12 protein-coding genes and 1 riboswitch are annotated in these 16738 nt (G+C 64.7%); of the genes, 6 read left to right on the top strand and 6 right to left on the bottom strand.

Annotated elements, in window-relative coordinates:
- Window positions 1–63: 63 nt before the first annotated feature.
- Both ABIE56_RS02590 and ABIE56_RS02585 read right to left on the bottom strand, forming a co-directional pair.
- Window positions 64–1107 carry an aldose epimerase family protein gene (locus ABIE56_RS02590; RefSeq protein WP_429242281.1) on the bottom strand — a complete coding sequence of 348 codons (1044 nt, stop codon included), beginning with the start codon at window positions 1105–1107 and terminating at the stop codon, window positions 64–66.
- Window positions 1108–1135: 28 nt separating this feature from the next.
- On the bottom strand, window positions 1136–2314 hold the full coding sequence (locus ABIE56_RS02585) for a XylR family transcriptional regulator (RefSeq protein WP_429242280.1): 1179 nt from the start codon (window positions 2312–2314) through the stop codon (window positions 1136–1138).
- Between the two features lie 152 nt (window positions 2315–2466).
- Between ABIE56_RS02585 and xylA the strand changes: the two genes are divergently transcribed.
- The 5 genes from xylA (at window position 2467) to ABIE56_RS02560 (ending at window position 9226) form a co-directional block, all read left to right on the top strand.
- A complete protein-coding gene (gene xylA / locus ABIE56_RS02580) occupies window positions 2467–3783 on the top strand; it encodes a xylose isomerase (RefSeq protein WP_429242279.1) in 1317 nt (438 codons plus the stop codon).
- A 13-nt stretch (window positions 3784–3796) separates the two neighbouring features.
- Complete coding sequence (gene xylB / locus ABIE56_RS02575) at window positions 3797–5302, top strand: xylulokinase (protein WP_429242278.1); 1506 nt, start codon at window positions 3797–3799, stop codon at window positions 5300–5302.
- A 32-nt stretch (window positions 5303–5334) separates the two neighbouring features.
- Window positions 5335–6345 (top strand): D-xylose ABC transporter substrate-binding protein, encoded by a 1011-nt coding sequence (gene xylF, locus ABIE56_RS02570; RefSeq protein ID WP_429242277.1) that lies wholly within the window; start codon window positions 5335–5337, stop codon window positions 6343–6345.
- 148 nt (window positions 6346–6493) lie between these two features.
- A complete protein-coding gene (locus ABIE56_RS02565; RefSeq protein ID WP_429242276.1) occupies window positions 6494–8041 on the top strand; it encodes a xylose ABC transporter ATP-binding protein in 1548 nt (515 codons plus the stop codon).
- A 39-nt stretch (window positions 8042–8080) separates the two neighbouring features.
- Entirely contained in the window at window positions 8081–9226 is a 1146-nt protein-coding gene (locus ABIE56_RS02560; RefSeq protein ID WP_429242275.1) for a sugar ABC transporter permease, read from the top strand.
- Between the two features lie 111 nt (window positions 9227–9337).
- On the opposite strand, the gene ABIE56_RS02555 is transcribed toward ABIE56_RS02560, so the two are convergent.
- From ABIE56_RS02555 to metE, 3 genes are all read right to left on the bottom strand, one after another.
- The gene (locus tag ABIE56_RS02555; protein ID WP_429242274.1) at window positions 9338–9862 is read right to left on the bottom strand and encodes a DUF4142 domain-containing protein; all 525 of its coding nucleotides are present in this window, start codon (window positions 9860–9862) and stop codon (window positions 9338–9340) included.
- A 258-nt stretch (window positions 9863–10120) separates the two neighbouring features.
- A complete protein-coding gene (metK, locus tag ABIE56_RS02550) occupies window positions 10121–11341 on the bottom strand; it encodes a methionine adenosyltransferase (RefSeq protein ID WP_247432923.1) in 1221 nt (406 codons plus the stop codon).
- Between the two features lie 255 nt (window positions 11342–11596).
- On the bottom strand, window positions 11597–13882 hold the full coding sequence (gene metE, locus ABIE56_RS02545) for a 5-methyltetrahydropteroyltriglutamate--homocysteine S-methyltransferase (RefSeq protein ID WP_429242273.1): 2286 nt from the start codon (window positions 13880–13882) through the stop codon (window positions 11597–11599).
- A 193-nt stretch (window positions 13883–14075) separates the two neighbouring features.
- Window positions 14076–14297, bottom strand: a riboswitch (cobalamin riboswitch).
- Between the two features lie 49 nt (window positions 14298–14346).
- Between metE and ABIE56_RS02540 the strand changes: the two genes are divergently transcribed.
- Window positions 14347–15645 (top strand): glycosyltransferase, encoded by a 1299-nt coding sequence (locus ABIE56_RS02540; protein WP_429242272.1) that lies wholly within the window; start codon window positions 14347–14349, stop codon window positions 15643–15645.
- Between the two features lie 89 nt (window positions 15646–15734).
- On the opposite strand, the gene ABIE56_RS02535 is transcribed toward ABIE56_RS02540, so the two are convergent.
- Window positions 15735–16715: an aldo/keto reductase gene (locus ABIE56_RS02535; RefSeq protein WP_429242271.1), complete on the bottom strand. Its 981-nt coding sequence runs from the start codon at window positions 16713–16715 to the stop codon at window positions 15735–15737.
- Window positions 16716–16738: the final 23 nt, after the last annotated feature.

Below are 16738 nucleotides of genomic sequence, written 5' to 3'. Positions count from 1 at the left end.
CAGGAGCGCGCTTGCGCGCGATGGGTGCTCGCGGCGAGGCCCGGATCGCGCGCAAGCGCGCTCCTACAGGGTATCCAGGCGGTAGCGGGTCAGCTGGCGGTAGGGAGTGCCGGGACGCAGGATGGCTGCCTCGGCCAGCGCGGAGTTCACCTGATCGGGGAAGGCCTGCGCTTCCAGGGCGAAACCGGCGAACGCCGCATACGGGTGCCCGTCCCGGTTCACCTGGCCGGTGAGTTTCTGCCCGCTGTAGAACTGCAGTCCCGCCCGGTCCGTCTCCACGGTGAGACGGCGGCCGCTCGACGGTTCGGTAACCACGGCGACCACCCGGGGCGTCCCCAGGGCCGTCCCGTGCGGGATATAGCAATGATCGAACCCACCGGCCACCCGCAATTGCGCGTCGGGCCAGTGCAGGCGCGATCCGATCGGCGCGGGCTCGCGGAAATCGAACGCCGTGCCGGAGACATGCCGGCGTTCAACCGGGATCGCCTGTTCGTCCGTGGCAAGGAATTCCTCCGCATCGATCCGGATCACGTGGTCGCGGATATCCGGCCGGCGGTCGTTGAGGTTGAAGTACGGGTGCGCCGTGACGCTGAACGGCGTCGGCGCATCCGTGCTTGCCTCGTAGCGCAGTTCGAGCGCCCCATCGTCGCCAAGGGCCACGCGCAGCTTTACCTGCACTTCACCGGGAAAGCCGCCATCGCCCTCAGGGGATACGAGGCTCATCCATAGCGCTTCACCATCCCGCTCCACATCCCAGCGGCGCGCGTGGAACCCATCGTGGCCGCCATGCAGGTGGTTGTCGCCGTCGTTGCGGTCCACCTTGTGCTCAATCCCATCCAGGCAGAAGCGGCCACCACGGATGCGGTTGGCCCAGCGGCCGACGATACCGCCCATGAAGGCGCTGGCGGAAAGGTAGTGCGCGGCATCGGGGTGGCCGAGCACCACTTCGCCCAACTGGCCTTGCCGGTCGGGCGATTGCCAGGAGAGCAGGGTGGCGCCCAGGTCGCTGATATCGACCCGCGTGCCGCGCGCATTGCGCAATGTCCAGCGATGGAGGGGGCGTCCGTCGGGCAGGCTGCCCCAGGCGGTGGGTTCGGAAATAGGCATCGGGAAAAACGGTCCGTGCCGGCGACCTTCAGGAGGTGGCCGTCTTGCGGTGGGATTCGAGGTATTGGCGTGGCGTGCAGTCGTACTCGCGACGGAATACCGCATACATGTACTGCAGCGACGTGAAGCCGCAGCGGACGGCGATGTCCGCAAGCGTGGTGTCGCCGTTGATGATCAGGTCGCAGGCGGTATCGAGCTTGTGCTTCAGGATGGCCTGGTGCACGGTCTGCTTCAGCTCGCGTTTGAAGTGTTCTTCAAGCACCGTGCGCGATACGCCGACATAATCGGCGACCTGTTCGGTCTTGATGCCCAGGCAGCCGTACTGGCGTATGTAGTGGCTGGCGCGCATGACGTGCGGGCTGCGCATGGGCTGGAACCGGCTGGATACCTGCACGTTGATCCCCACCGGCGGAACGATGACCCGCGTGGTGGAACAATCCATGCCGCGCAGCATCTGGTGCAGGACATGCGCCGCCGTGCGCCCCATTTCTTCGGCGCCCTGGATCACGGAAGTCAGCGGTATCCGGTTCAGCAGCTGCGCCATGGGGTCGTTATCGATACCCACGATCGCCACCTGCTCGGGCACGGCAATGCCGCCGATGACGCAGGCCTGCAGCAACTGCCGGGCACGCGCATCCGTCACGGCGATGATGCCGATCGGCTTGGGCAGGCTGGCCAGCCATTCCACCAGGTGCTCCACGGCCTCGCCCCAGCCGCCCGCACTGGTGGGTGAGCCTTCGTACACGATGCCTTCCACGTTTTCCGCCGTGACGATGGCACGGAAGGCGTTCTCGCGTTCCTGCGCCCAGCGGCTGCCGGTGGTGGCCGGGATGCCATAGAGGGCGAAGCGCGAGAGTCCCTGCTCAATCAGGTGATCGTAGGCAAGGCGTACAAGACGCGCGTTATCGGTGGCGATGTAGGGTACGCCGGCCGGGTAGTGGGCGGGGTCCTGGTAGGAACCACCTACGGCGACGACGGGAATGTGCAGCTCGCGCAGTGCTTCTTCGGCCTCGGGGTCGTCGAAATCGGCAATGACGCCATCACCCTTGAACTGGTGGATGTCACGCATGCGGCTGCGGAAATCTTCTTCGAGGAAGAGATCCCACTCGACGCGGGTGCTATTGAGGTAATGCCCAATACCGGCGATGACCTGGCGGTCATAGACCTTGTTGGCATTGAACAACAGTGCGATGCGATGCGGTGCCATGAACGGGAAAACTAGCAGGGATTGCGGCGGGAGGCCATGACGCAGCGCGGCAGGAAAAAGGCAGGAGGGGTTACTGGAAATCGCAATTGCGCCGGATCGCGCCGATGGCGAGCATCGGTAGGATTCGTCCCCACGTTCGTCAAGGAATTGTTATGTCGTACTTCTCCAGCATTCCGAAAATCGCCTTCGAAGGCCCGGGTTCCGATAACCCGCTGGCATTCCATCACTACGATGCCAACCGCAAGCTGCTGGGCAAGAGCATGGCCGAGCATCTGCGGCTTGCTGTCTGCTACTGGCACACGTTCGTGTGGCCGGGCTCCGATGTGTTCGGTGCCGGCACGTTCGACCGGCCCTGGCAGCAGGCGGGCGAGCCGATGGCGAAGGCGCGTGAGAAGGCCGACGCGGCATTCGATTTCTTTACCCGCCTTGGCACGCCGTTCTACACGTTCCACGACACCGACGTGGCGCCGGAAGGCAATAGCCTGGCCGAGTACCGCAATAACTTCGCGGCCATGGTCGATGTGCTGGAGAAGAAGCAGGCCGAGACCGGCATAAAGCTGCTCTGGGGCACGGCCAACGTCTTCAGCAACCCGCGCTATGCCGCGGGCGCCGCGACCAACCCGCAGCCGGAAGTGTTCGCCTATGCGGCGACCCAGGTGCGCCACGCCATGGAAGCCACCCACCGCCTGGGCGGTGAGAACTACGTGCTGTGGGGTGGCCGCGAAGGCTACGAAACGCTGCTCAATACCGATCTCAAACGCGAGCGCGCGCAGCTGGGCCGGTTCTTCCAGATGGTGGTGGAGCACAAGCACAAGCTCGGCTTCAAGGGCACGATCCTCATTGAGCCCAAGCCGCAGGAGCCGACCAAGCACCAGTACGATTACGACAGCGCCACGGTCTATGGCTTCCTCAAGGATTTCGGTCTCGAGAACGAGGTGAAGACCAACCTCGAGGCGAACCACGCCACGCTTGCCGGCCATTCTTTCCAGCACGAGGTGGCCACCTCGATCGCGCTGGGTCTGTTCGGTTCGATCGACGCCAACCGCGGCGATCCGCAGAACGGTTGGGATACCGACCAGTTCCCGAACAGTGTGGAAGAGATGACGCTGGTCACGTACGAGATCCTGAAGGCGGGCGGTTTCACCACCGGCGGGTTCAACTTCGATACCAAGGTGCGCCGCCAGAGCCACGAGGCGGCCGATCTGTTCCATGGCCACATCGGTGCCATCGATACGCTGGCACTCGGCCTTGAGCGCGCGGTGAAGATGATCGAGAAGGACACGCTGGCCGAGCTGAAGGCGAAACGCTACGCCGGCTGGGAGGCTGATTTCGGTACGAAGATCCTCAACGGCGGCTTCACGCTTGCTTCGCTATCCGACGAAGCCATCGCGCGCGACCTGCACCCGAAGCACGCTTCCGGCCACCAGGAGTTGCTCGAAAATATCGTCAACCGCTATATCTATGGGTGATATGAAACCCGACATGGAAGCATCGGCACCGCTGTACCTCGGCATTGACCTGGGCACGTCGTCGGTCAAGGCCGTACTCATCGACGACGCTGGCGCCGTGCGCGCCAGCGCGTCCAGCCCGCTCACGGTATCGCACCCCAGGCCGCGTTGGTCCGAGCAGGATCCAGCGGCGTGGTGGGCTGCCACCGAGGCGGCGGTGGGCGAGGTGCTGCAGGGCGTGGAAGGCAAACGCGTCGCCGCTATCGGCCTCTCCGGTCAGATGCACGGCGCAACGCTGCTCGACAAGGCCGACCAGGTCCTGCGCCCGGCCATCCTCTGGAACGATGGCCGCTCGGATGTGGAGTGCGCTGAACTCGAGAACGTGCCCGGGTTTCGCGAGGTCACCGGCAACCTCGCCATGCCCGGGTTCACCGCGCCGAAGCTGGCCTGGGTTCGCAAGCACGAGCCTGAGACGTTCGCCCGCGTTGCCAAGGTGCTTTTGCCGAAGGATTACCTCCGCCTGCGGCTCACCGGTGAGTACATGACCGATGCCTCGGATGCCGCGGGAACGCTGTGGCTGGATGTGCGCAAGCGCCAATGGAGCGATGCCATGCTGGCCGCCACGGGGCTGGATCGTTCGCATATGCCGGAGGTGTTCGAAGGCAGCCAGCCCGCGGGGCGCCTGCGTAAGGAGCTCGCCGATCGCTGGGGCATGCACACCGTGCCTGTCGCGGCGGGCGGCGGCGACAACGCGGCAGGCGCGGTGGGTGTCGGCATCGTCCGCAACGGCCAGGCCATGCTGTCACTAGGCACATCGGGCGTCTATTTCGCAGTCTCGGATGGCTTCCGTTCGAGCCCCGAAACGGCCGTGCATAGTTTCTGCCATGCGTTGCCGGACACCTGGCATCTCATGTCGGTCATGCTGAACGCGGCCAGCTGCCTGGATTTCACCGCTCGCCTCACGGGCTATCCGGATGTGGCCGCACTGCTGGCCGATGCGGAGCGCGCTGGCTGGAAGAAGGGTGGGCCGCTGTTCTTGCCCTACCTGACCGGTGAGCGTACGCCGCACAACAACCCGCATGCCCGCGGCTCGTTCACCAACCTGGGCCCCGATACCGTGCGTACCGACCTGGCTCATGCCACGCTCGAGGGTGTCGGCCTGGGGCTGCTCGATGGCTTGCTGGCGGTGGAGGGAACAGGGCTGGTTTCGGAAGAAATCACGGTGATCGGTGGTGGTTCACGCAGTGCGTACTGGACCCAGATGCTCGCCGATATCCTCGGCAAGCCCCTGGTATTGCGTGCCGGTGGCGAGGTGGGCCCCGCGCTGGGCGCGGCCCGGCTGGCCCGCCTGGCGGTGCAGCCGGGGGCCTCGTTGGAGGAGGTTTGCCCCATGCCACCGGCCACCGCGGTATACGAGCCCGATGCAGCGCGTCATGCTTATTTCCTGCAAACGCGCCACCCTTTGTTCCGCCGCTCCTACGAGCAACTCAAGCCGCTGTATTTAGACGCCGCCCGTGGCGACGATTTCCGCCCGTCCTGAAAGGGCGATTCCATAAGAAGATGGAGAACAGCATGAAGCAGAAGGCCCTACACACGTTGCTGGCCGTATCGATGGTGGCCGCCGGTGTTTTCGCACCGCAGGCCCACGCAAGCAAGGATAAGCCGGTCATCGGCTTCTCGATCGACGATCTGCGCGTGGAGCGCTGGACGAAGGATCGTGACTACTTCAAGGCCGCGGTCGAAGCCAAGGGTGGCACCGTCTCGATCCAGTCCGCCGACGCCAACGAGCAGAAGCAGATCCAGCAGATCGAAAACCTGATCTCGCGCAAGGTCGATGTCATTGTCATCGTGCCGTTCAATGCGAAGACCCTGACCACCGTCGTGGCCGAGGCGAAGAAGGCGGGCATCAAGGTCATTTCCTACGATCGCCTGATCCTCAATGCCGATGTCGATGCGTATATCTCGTTCGACAACGACAAGGTCGGCCAGATGCAGGCGCAGGGCGTGGTCAACGCCGCACCCAAGGGCAACTACTTCCTGCTCGGCGGCGCACCGACTGATAACAACGCGAAGATCCTGCGCGAGGGCCAGATGAAGGTCCTGAAGCCGCTGGTCGACAAGGGCGATATCAAGATCGTGGGCCAGCAGTGGACGAACGAGTGGCTGGCGTCAAACGCCCAGTCGATCATCGAGAACGCGCTCACCGCCAACAAGAACAACATCCAGGGCATCGTCGCGTCCAACGACGGCACCGCGGGTGGCGCTATCGCGGCGCTGAATGGCCAGAAGCTGGCCGGGAAGGTCGCCGTATCCGGCCAGGATGCCGATCTGGCCGCCATCAAGCGTATCAAGGCCGGCACGCAGACCATGACCGTCTACAAGCCGATCAAGACCATCGCCACCGATGCCGCCGAGCTTGCCGTGCAGTTCGCCAAGGGTGAAACACCGAGCTTCACCTCCAAGCTCAACAACGGCAAGATCGACGTGAACACCATCCTGCTCACCCCGACCCTGCTCACAAAGCAGAACGTCGACCTGGTGGTGAAGGATGGGTTCTACACGCAGGCGCAGGTCGGCCCGTAAACCTTGCAGGTCTTTGTAGGGCGCGCTTCGGGCTATCGCGCGCAAGCGCGCTCCTGCACAAGACCCGCGCATGCTCCGGTAGTAGCGTGCTTGCACGCGATGCGGCGCGGCGCGCCGCCGACGGGCCCACGTTAAGGAAGGTTCCAAGGTGAGCGAATACCTGTTCGAGATGCGCAACATCGTCAAGGAGTTCTCTGGCGTGCGCGCGCTCAATGGCATCAACCTGGCCGTGCGGCCGGGTGAGTGCGTGGGCCTGTGCGGTGAAAACGGCGCCGGTAAATCCACCCTCATGAAAGTCCTTTCCGGTGTGTATCCGTATGGCACATGGGAAGGCGAGATCCTGTTCGATGGCAAGCCGCTGAAAGCGCACTCGGTGCGTGATAGCGAAGACGCCGGCATCGTCATCATTCACCAGGAACTGATGCTGGTGCCGCAGCTTTCCGTGGCCGAGAACATCTTCCTCGGTAACGAGATCCGCAAGTTTGGCGGCGTCATGGATTACGATGCCATGTATGCCAAGGCCGACGCCCTGCTGGCGCGCCTGAAGCTGAAGGATGTGAACGTAGCCGCGCCGGTGATGAATTACGGTGGCGGCTATCAGCAGCTGTTCGAGATCGCCAAGGCGCTGGTGAAGAATGCGCGCCTGCTGATCCTCGATGAGCCTTCGTCGTCGCTGACCTCGGCCGAGACGGATACGCTTCTGTCCATCATCGAAGACCTGAAGCGCGATGGCGTGGCCTGCGTGTATATCTCGCACAAGCTCGATGAAGTAGCGCGCGTGTGCGATACGGTCACCGTTATTCGCGATGGCAAGCACATCGTCACCAAGCCCATGAGCGAGATGACGACGCATTCCATCATCACCGCCATGGTGGGCCGCGAGATCGAGAACCTGTTCCCGAAGATGGAACACGAGATCGGCGAGGTCATCTTCGAGGCAAGGCACGTTACGTGCTGGGATGTCGCCAACCCGAACCGCAAGCGCGTCGACGATATTTCGTTCGAGGTGCGTCGCGGCGAGATCGTAGGTATCGCGGGATTAGTGGGCGCGGGTCGCACCGAGCTGGTCTCGGCTATCTTTGGCGCGTACCCGGGCCGCTACGAGGCCGAGCTGATCCTCGAAGGCAAGCCGATCAAGGTGAAGAACCCCGAGCAGGCGATCAAGGCCGGCCTGTCGCTGGTGCCCGAGGATCGCAAGCGCCAGGGCATCGTCCCGTTGCTGGGCGTGGGCGATAACATCACCCTCGCCACGCTGTCCCACTATGCGCACGCCGGCCAGATCGACCGCCAGGCCGAGCTGCAGGTGGTGGATGCCGAGATCAAGCGCCTGCGCGTGAAGACGGCCAGCCCCGAGCTCGCGATCCAGGGCCTTTCCGGTGGCAACCAGCAGAAGGCCGTGCTGACCAAGATGCTGCTGCCCGAACCGAAGGTGCTCATCCTGGATGAGCCGACCCGCGGCGTGGATGTCGGTTCCAAGTACGACATCTACACGCTCATGTTCGAGCTCGCCGCCAAGGGTGTGGCCATCATCATGGTTTCGTCCGAGATGCCCGAGGTGCTGGGTGTCAGCGATCGCGTCCTCGTGGTTGGCGAAGGCAAGCTGCGGGGCGATTTCAAGAATGTTGGCCTGACCCAGGAGCAGGTCCTTGCTGCGGCGATATCGCATGCCGCTGAAGGGCCCGCGCACGCGGCCTGACCTTTACCACTATTCCACGCGTTACCAGGGAAGCCTTCCATGCAGTCCCAGAAAGTCCAGCAACTATTCGTCCGTTACAAGATCCTGGCATTGCTTATCGCAGTGGCGGTGATCTGGGTGTTCTTCCACGTGAAGACGGACCAGGCGTTCATTACGCCCAACAACCTCTCCAACCTGTTCCGGCAGATGGCGATCACTGGCATGCTCGCGTGCGGCATGGTGTTCATCATCATCGCGGGTGAGATCGATCTTTCGATTGGTTCGCAGCTGGGCCTGTTAGGTGGCGTGGTCGCCATTCTGACGGTGAACATGGGGTGGGGAACGTGGCCATCGATCGGCGCCGTGCTGGTGCTGGGCATGCTGATTGGCGCGTTCAACGGTTTCATCGTGACCAAGATGCGGGTGCCCTCCTTCATCGTGGGCCTGGGGGGCATGCTCGCCTTCCGCGGCATCGTGCTTTACATCACGGGTAGCTCCACCATCGCGCCCGCGCCGGATGACCTGGTGCAGTTGGGCCAGGGCTTCGTGCCCGTGGCACTCTCGCAATGGGTCGGGCTCATCATCTTCGTGGCCATGATTGGCCTTACCGTTCGTCGCCGTATGCGCCGGACGAAGCTCGGGCTGCAGCAGGCGGCAATGTGGATCGATATCGTCCGCCTGGTGGTCATTGGCGCGGTGATCTTCGGCTTCATCCGCATGCTGAACGATGCGAACGGCATCCCCATCCCGGTGATGATCCTGCTGGCACTGCTCGCGGTGTTTACCTACGTCTCGACGCAGACCGTGTTCGGCCGGCACATCTATGCCGTGGGCGGCAACATGGAGGCGACCCGCCTCTCAGGCGTGAACGTTGGCCGGGTGAAGCTGGTCGTGTTCGCGCTGATGGGCCTGATGTGCGCGTTCGCGGGCATCATCACGGTGGCGCGTACCGGTTCGGGCTCGCCTTCCGCCGGTACCGGCGGTGAGCTGGACGCCATCTCGGCGTGCTTCATCGGCGGCACCTCCATGCGTGGCGGCTCGGGTACGGTCTACGGCGCGCTGATCGGCGCCCTGGTCATGGCTAGCCTGGATAGCGGCATGCAGCTGATGGATGTCGACAACTCGTGGCAGATGATCATCAAGGGCGTGATCCTGGTGCTGGCCGTGTGGGTCGACGTGCTCTCCGGAAGCAACCGCAACGCTTGATCTGGCGTGTGCGCTGACGCCCTTCCTTATGCCCTGTAGGAGCGCGCAAGCGCGCGATGGGTGCTTGCCGCAAGCTCCCATCGCGCGCAAGCGCGCTCCTACATGTCTACGTTACTTTGGCAGGGCTTTCGCCATCTTCAGGTGCTGCCTGATCGTCGGCAGGGTCTCCTTCGCGAAGGCCTTCAGCGCCGGGTTTGAGCCTTTCTCGGCTTCCACCTCGAAGGTCGCCACGGCCTTTTCATGGCCGGCCACCATCACCTTTGCGTACTGGCTGTCGAACGCCTTTCCGTTTAGGAGCTTCAACGCGTTGATGTCTTTCTGGTCATCCGGGGGCGGGGCCGTCGTGGTCGAATAGCCCTTGTCTCCATTGCGCAGGCTTTCCAGCTTCTCGTTGGCCTTGGTGTGGTCATCCACCATGTGCTGGGCAAACTGCTTCACTTTCGCGGATGAGGCTTGCTTCAGCGCAAGCTGGCTCAGCTCGATCTCGGCCACGTTGGCCCCGGTTGCGTTCTGGTAGAAGCCGGCATCGGTGGGCGTGCCTCCCTGGCTGTCCTTCTCCTGCGCGGCCGTCGCGGTGAAGGGCAGGGCAAGGGCCAGGCTGGCGGCGAGTAGCAGGGGGCGAAGGGGCATCGTCATGGGGGCGTCTCCGTTTGAGCTGCCCTTGGTGTCTCACCCGGGCGATGAAACCGCCGTGACCCTGGCGGCTATGTAGCCACCACGCGGCATGGCCGGCATGCCCCTGTAGGAGCGCGCTTGCGCGCGATCGGGTGCTTGCGACAACGTGAATCGCGCGCAAGCGCGCTCCTACAGCAGCGGAAGAAACGGGCGCTACAGCCATAAAAAAAGGGGCGCCCAGTTGGGCGCCCCTTTTCGTTCGAACAAAGCAGCCGTCGCTTAGCGGCGAGCGACCTTGCCGTTCAGGCCAGCGGCATCGCGCAGGATGTCGGCCTTATCGGTCTTTTCCCACGAGAACGCGGTGTACTTGCTGCCGTCGGCGCCGGTGATCTCGTACGGCTTGCGGCCGAAGTGACCATTCGAAGCGGTCGGCTGGTAGATCGGGTGCACCAGGTCGAGCATCTTGATGATGCCGTACGGGCGCAGGTCGAAGTGCTTGCGGATCAGCTTCTCGATCTTCTCGTCGGGGATCTTGCCGGTGCCGAAGGTGGTGACCGAGATCGAGGTCGGCTCGGCCACGCCGATGGCGTAGCTGACCTGGATTTCGCAACGATCGGCCAGGCCGGCGGCCACGATGTTCTTGGCGACGTAGCGGGCAGCGTAAGCGGCCGAACGGTCGACCTTGGACGGATCCTTGCCCGAGAATGCGCCACCACCGTGACGGGCCCAGCCGCCGTAGGTGTCGACGATGATCTTGCGGCCGGTCAGGCCGCAGTCGCCCACCGGGCCGCCGATCACGAACTTGCCGGTCGGGTTAATGTGGAACTTGGTGTCCTTGTGCAGCAGCTTCGCCGGCAGCACGGGCTTCAGGATCAGCTCGCGCACGCCTTCGATCAGGTCCTTCTGCTTCACGCCCGGATCGTGCTGGGTGGAAAGCACCACGGCATCGATGGCGACGGCTTCGCCGGCCTCGTTGTAACGCAGGGTGACCTGGCTCTTCGCATCCGGGCGCAGCCACGGCAGCGGCGAGTTCTTCTTCTTGCGGACCTTGGTCTGCTGCTCAACCAGGCGGTGGGCGTAGTGGATCGCCGCCGGCATGTATTCGCTGGTTTCGTTGGTGGCGTAGCCGAACATCAGGCCCTGGTCGCCAGCGCCCTGTTCTTCGGGCTTCTTGCGGTCCACGCCCTGGTTGATATCCGGGGACTGCTTGCCGATCAGGTTCAGCACGCCGCAGGTCTCGCCATCGAAGCCGACTTCCGAGGAGTCGTAGCCGATATCGAGGATGACCTTACGGGTCAGGGCTTCCAGGTCGATCCAGGCGCTGGTGGTGATTTCACCCGCGACAATGGCAACGCCGGTCTTCACCAGCGTTTCGCAGGCCACGCGCGCGCGCGGGTCCTGGGCCAGGATGGCGTCCAGAACGGCGTCGGAGATCTGGTCGGCGATTTTATCCGGGTGGCCTTCGGAGACCGACTCGGAGGTGAAGAGGTAGCTGCTCATCGCGGGTATATATCCTTCTTTACGGATAAAGAGATAAAAGGGCGCGCCATGATACACGCACCTAGGCGGGTTTGCAGCGGCAAGGGTACGCCCCGGGGGTGACGATTGCATGGACATTCAGGCCCGGGCCCCGGGCGGCCGCTGTGGGAGCGCGCTTGCGCGCGATGGGTGCTTGCCGCCAGCCCGAATCGCGCGCTAGCGCGCTCCTACAAGGGCTTGGGGCAGCCGAACCGCCCCAGCCCGGCGGGCTTGGCTTCAGGCGGGCAGGCGTTCCCGGGCCGCCCTTGCCACGGCCACCATGCCTTTCAGGGCGTCGCCCACCTCCTTCCAGTCCCGGGTTTTCAGCCCGCAATCGGGGTTGATCCAGAGCTGCTCGGGTTCGAGGACCTGCAGGGCCCGGGCCACCAGGTCAGCCATTTCCGCCTCGGCGGGTACCCGTGGGGAGTGGATGTCATACACGCCGGGGCCGATGCCGTTGGGGTAGCGGAACCGGGTGAAGGCCTCCAGCAGCTCCATTCGCGAGCGGCTGGTCTCGATCGAGATGACGTCGGCGTCCATGGCGGCGACGGCCTCGATGATGTCGTTGAACTCCGAGTAGCACATGTGGGTGTGCACCTGGGTGCTATCGCTGGTGCCCCCGGCGGTGATCCGGAACGCCTCCACGGCCCAGGCCAGGTAGGCCTGCCAGTCGGCGCGGCGTAGCGGCAGGCCCTCGCGCAAGGCGGGCTCATCGATCTGCACGATGCCGATGCCAGCGCGCTCCAGGTCGTGCACTTCATCGCGCAGGGCAAGCGCGATCTGCCGGCACACGTCGGCGCGGGGCACGTCGTCGCGTACGAACGACCACTGCAGCATGGTTACCGGGCCGGTGAGCATGCCCTTCATCGGGCGCTCGGTGAGCGATTGCGCGAAGCTGGACCACGCCACGGTCATCGGCACGGGGCGAGCCACGTCACCGTAAATGATGGGCGGCTTCACGCAGCGCGACCCGTAGCTCTGCACCCAGCCGTACTTCGTGAAGGCGTAACCCGAGAGCTGCTCACCGAAGTACTCAACCATGTCATTGCGCTCGGGTTCGCCATGCACGAGCACATCCAGGCCGGCTTCCTCCTGGAAGCTCACCGCGCGACGTACTTCATCGCGCAGGCGTTCGTCGTACGCCGCGGCATCGAGCCTGCCCGAGCGGAACGCGGCGCGTGCCGTGCGCAGGTCATCGGTTTGCGGGAATGAACCGATTGTCGTGGTGGGTAGCGCCGGCAGCCCAAAGCGTTCGCGTTGCACCGCGGCGCGGTGTGCGTAGCCCGAGCGGCGCTGGCTGAATTGCGGGGTGAGCCCGCGGACGCGGGCGCGCACGTCCGCGCGGACGACCTCGGGCGAGGTCAGGCGTTGTGCGACGATCTCGTGCTGGCGAGCCAGGGTCTGCACGGCCTTTGCGTCTCCCGAAACGGCGTTGGCGTACTGGCGCAGTTCGGTGATTTTTTGCCGTGCGAACGAAAGCCATTGCGCGACCTCACCCGGCAGCTGCTTCTCTTCGGCTGAGTCGATGGGCACATGCAGCAGTGAACACGAGGGCGCAATCCACAAGCGATCGCCGCCAACGCGCGTGCGCAGTGTCTCCAGGCGTGGAAGGAGGGTGGCCGGGTCGCTGAGCCAGACATTGCGGCCATCGACCAGGCCGGCGGAGAGCACGCGCCCGTCCGGAAGGGCGTCGAGTACGGCATCAAGCTGTGCCGGGGCTCGTGCGATATCAACGTGCAGCCCCGCCACCGGCAGCGAGGTGGCCAGGCCCAGGTTGGATTCAAGGCCACCGAAATACGTAGCCAGCAAGATCTTGGCGGGTGAGTGCGCGGCCAGTGCCTCGAACACGCGGCGGAACGCGTCGCGGGCGCCCACCTCCAGGTCGAGCACCAGCGCCGGTTCGTCGACCTGGATCCATTCCGCGCCCTCGGCGACCAATGCATCGACAAGGCCGAGCCACGCCGGGAGCAGCGCATCGAGTAGCCCAAGCGGATGGCTTCCATCCACGGTCTTGGAAAGAAGCAGGAAGGTCACGGGGCCGAGCAGCACGGGGCGGGCGGCGTGGCCTGCGGCAACCGCCTGCTGATACTCCGCCACCGCCTTTTCCGGCCGCGCATGGAATACCTGGCCCGCATGCAGTTCGGGCACGATGTAGTGGTAGTTGGTATCGAACCACTTGGTCATCTCGAGCGCGCGCAGGTCGTGCCCACCGCGCTGGTGGCCGCGTGCCATGGCGAAGTAACCCGCCAGCGCATCTGCATCGTGCAGGTTGCGATAGCGCGCCGGAATGGCATCGAGTGCCACCGCGGCATCGAGCACGTGGTCATAGAGCGAGAAATCGTTGACCGGAACGCTGTCGGCGCCCGCGTCACGGGCGAGTTGCCAGTGGCGCTGGCGCAGGGTGGCTGCGGTGTCGAGCAGTTCGGCAGACGTCGCATCTCCCTTCCAATAAGCCTCCAGCGCGCGCTTGAGTTCGCGGCGGCGGCCGATGCGGGGAAAACCGAGGTAGGTCACGTGCGGCATGGAAAGATTCCTCTTTGGATAAAAGAGGAGGGAAGGGCGGTGCACGCAGACGACCCTGCGCCACCGCGGCACACCGCGCTGGCAGGCTGGGCGTCATGCGGGCTGACCGTCGACCTTCGCCCCCGCGGGCGAACCGCCGGGCTGCCGTGGGGCGGCCCGTCAGGTCGGGCGGCGCGCACGCCCTCATGACAGGGCTGGCGCGCCGGCTGGCGGCAGGTCTTCGGGCTCAAGGATGTGGCATCCCCTAGGGGATACCGCCTTCGCCGTCGCTTCCCGGGCTTGAGGGCCCAGTGCCTGTGACGGACGTCGTCTCCATATACCGCTGCGGGGCAGCGCCGGATTTTCACCGGCTTCCCTCTTAGCTTTATCTCTCTATTCGAATACAAAGATAAAGACCGCTGGCGACGGCGAAATTAGCCGTCCGGACGGCCGAAGTCAAATGCGCGACGATGGAGCCCTGGTGCATGGCGGAGGAAGGCATGGCGGAACGGCACATCGTGTTCGCGACGGTGGGATCGCAGGGTGACCTGTTCCCCCTGCTCGCCGTGGGCCGTGAACTCGTCGCGCGCGGCCACCGGGTAACCGTTGGCGCGCATGCGATCCATCGTGATGCGGTGCGGGATGCCGGGCTGGAGTTCGTCATGGCCAGCGGCATCGCTGAGCCCGAAGACAAGGCGGCATTCGCGGCAAAGGCGTTCCATCCGTGGCGGGGGCCGCGCTTTGTCGTGCGTGACCTCGCCGCCGCCGATGTGGCGGCGAGTTACCACGCGCTAAAGACGTTCTGCATGGAAGCGGATGCGCTGGTGACCACCACCCTGGCGTTCGCCGGGCAGATCCTCGGCGAAACGCTGCCCGCCGCATGGTTCTCCGCGGTGTTGTCGCCGTCGGTCTTCCTGTCGCCGTTCGATCCGCCCGCGACGGGCATGGATACCCTTGATCGATGGCTGCGAGCATCGCCTCGCCGTTCGCGTTGGTTGACGCGCATCGTGGAGCGGCTGACCCATCCGTGGACCGCGCCGGTGCGCGCGTTCCGCCGTCATCTGGGCCTCGCACCGGTTGCGCCCACGGGCGATCCGTTCCATCGCGGCCAGCACGGGCGAGATGGCGTGCTCGCGATGTATTCACCGCTGCTGGGTGGCCTGCCACCCGATGCGCCCGCGCATACCGTGCTTACCGGCCAGGCTCGTTATCTTCCGTTCGATGATGTGCTGGACGGCGCCTTGCTACGCTGGCTTGATGGGGGGACCCCGCCCATCGTGTTTACCCTGGGCTCGGCGGCCGTTCACGCAAGCGAAGGGTTCTTGCGCGAGAGCGTTGCAGCCGCAAGGCGGCTCGGCCTTCGCGCCGTACTTCTCACGGGATCACCTGCGTTGCGCGAGCGCCTTGCGCTCAACGGTGGTGACGTTCTCGCCGTCGACTACGCACCGCATGGCGCGTTGTTCGCCCGCGCCTCCGTGGTCGTGCATCACGGTGGCGTCGGCACGACGCAGGAGGCCATGCGTGCGGGGCGGCCCTCGCTGATCGTGCCACACGGCTTCGATCAACCGGATAACGCAGCACGGGTGAAACGGCTGGGCGTGGGCGATGTATTGCCCGCCACGCGCTACCGCGCCGACCGCGCGGCAGCAAAGCTTGCCCGGCTGCTTGTTGATGTGCCGCTACGTGCGCGGGCCGAAGAAGTGGGCCGAAGCATGAAACAAGAGCAGGGCGCACGCATCGCCGCCGATGCTATCGAGGCAGCCATCGAAAAACGCGGTGTGTAGGAGCGGGGGGGGGGGGGGGGGGGGGGGGGGGCGCGCCCCCCCCCCCCCCCCCCCCCCGCCCCCCCCCCCCGCCCCGACAAAGGCAACGTTTACTCGAAGCCCGCGACCGGATGCGGACCGTATGCCGCCTCCAGCTTCTTCATCTCTTCGTCGCTAAGCTTCAGGTCGATCGCCGCCACCGCGTCATCAAGATGGTGCGGCTTCGAGGCACCCACGATCGGTGCGGTGATACCCGGCCGCTGCGCCACCCATGCCAGCGCGACTTGCGCACGCGGCACGCCACGTTCCTCCGCCACGTCCTTCACCGCAGCCACGATGGCCTTGTCGGACTCTTCCGTTGTGTTGTAAAGGGTGCCGCCGAAGACATCCTTCTCCTGGCGCGTGCTGGTCTCGTCCCAATCACGCGTAAGGCGGCCACGGGCCAGCGGGCTCCACGGGATCACGCCGATGCCCTGGTCCACGCAGAACGGAATCATCTCGCGTTCTTCCTCGCGCTGGATCAGGTTGTAGTGATCCTGCATGCTCACGAATTCCGTCCAGCCATGCAGGCGCGAGGTATAGATCATCTTCGCGAACTGCCAGGCGTGCATGGACGAGGCGCCGATATAGCGCGCCTTTCCCGCCTTGACGACGTCGTGCAGGGCTTCGAGCGTCTCCTCGATCGGCACGTCGTAATCGAAGCGGTGGATCTGCAGCAGGTCGATGTAATCGGTGCCGAGGCGGCCGAGCGAATCATCCACCGACTGGAAGATGGCCTTGCGCGACAGGCCACCGCCATTGGGCCCCTTGTGCCAGCGGAAGAAGGTCTTGGTGGCGATAACGATCTCGTCGCGCCGCGCAAAATCTTTCAGCGCGCGGCCCACGATTTCTTCCGAGGTGCCATCGGAATAGGCGTTGGCCGTGTCGAATGTGTTGATACCGAGGTCGAGCGCCTTGCGGATGAACGGCCGGCTCTGTTCTTCGTCCAGCGTCCACAGGTGGTTGCCGCGCTTGGGCTCACCGTAGGTCATGCAGCCCAGGATCACGGGTGAGATCTCAAGGCCGGTCTTGCCCAGTTTCACGTATCGCATGGAGGAACTCCGCGAGGGGGAAG

The organism is Luteibacter sp. 621 (genome assembly GCF_050435445.1).
In the GTDB taxonomy this organism is placed as follows: Bacteria; Pseudomonadota; Gammaproteobacteria; order Xanthomonadales; family Rhodanobacteraceae; genus Luteibacter.
Note: the sequence above shows the minus strand (reverse complement) of the source record. Positions and strands in the feature narration are given on the sequence as shown.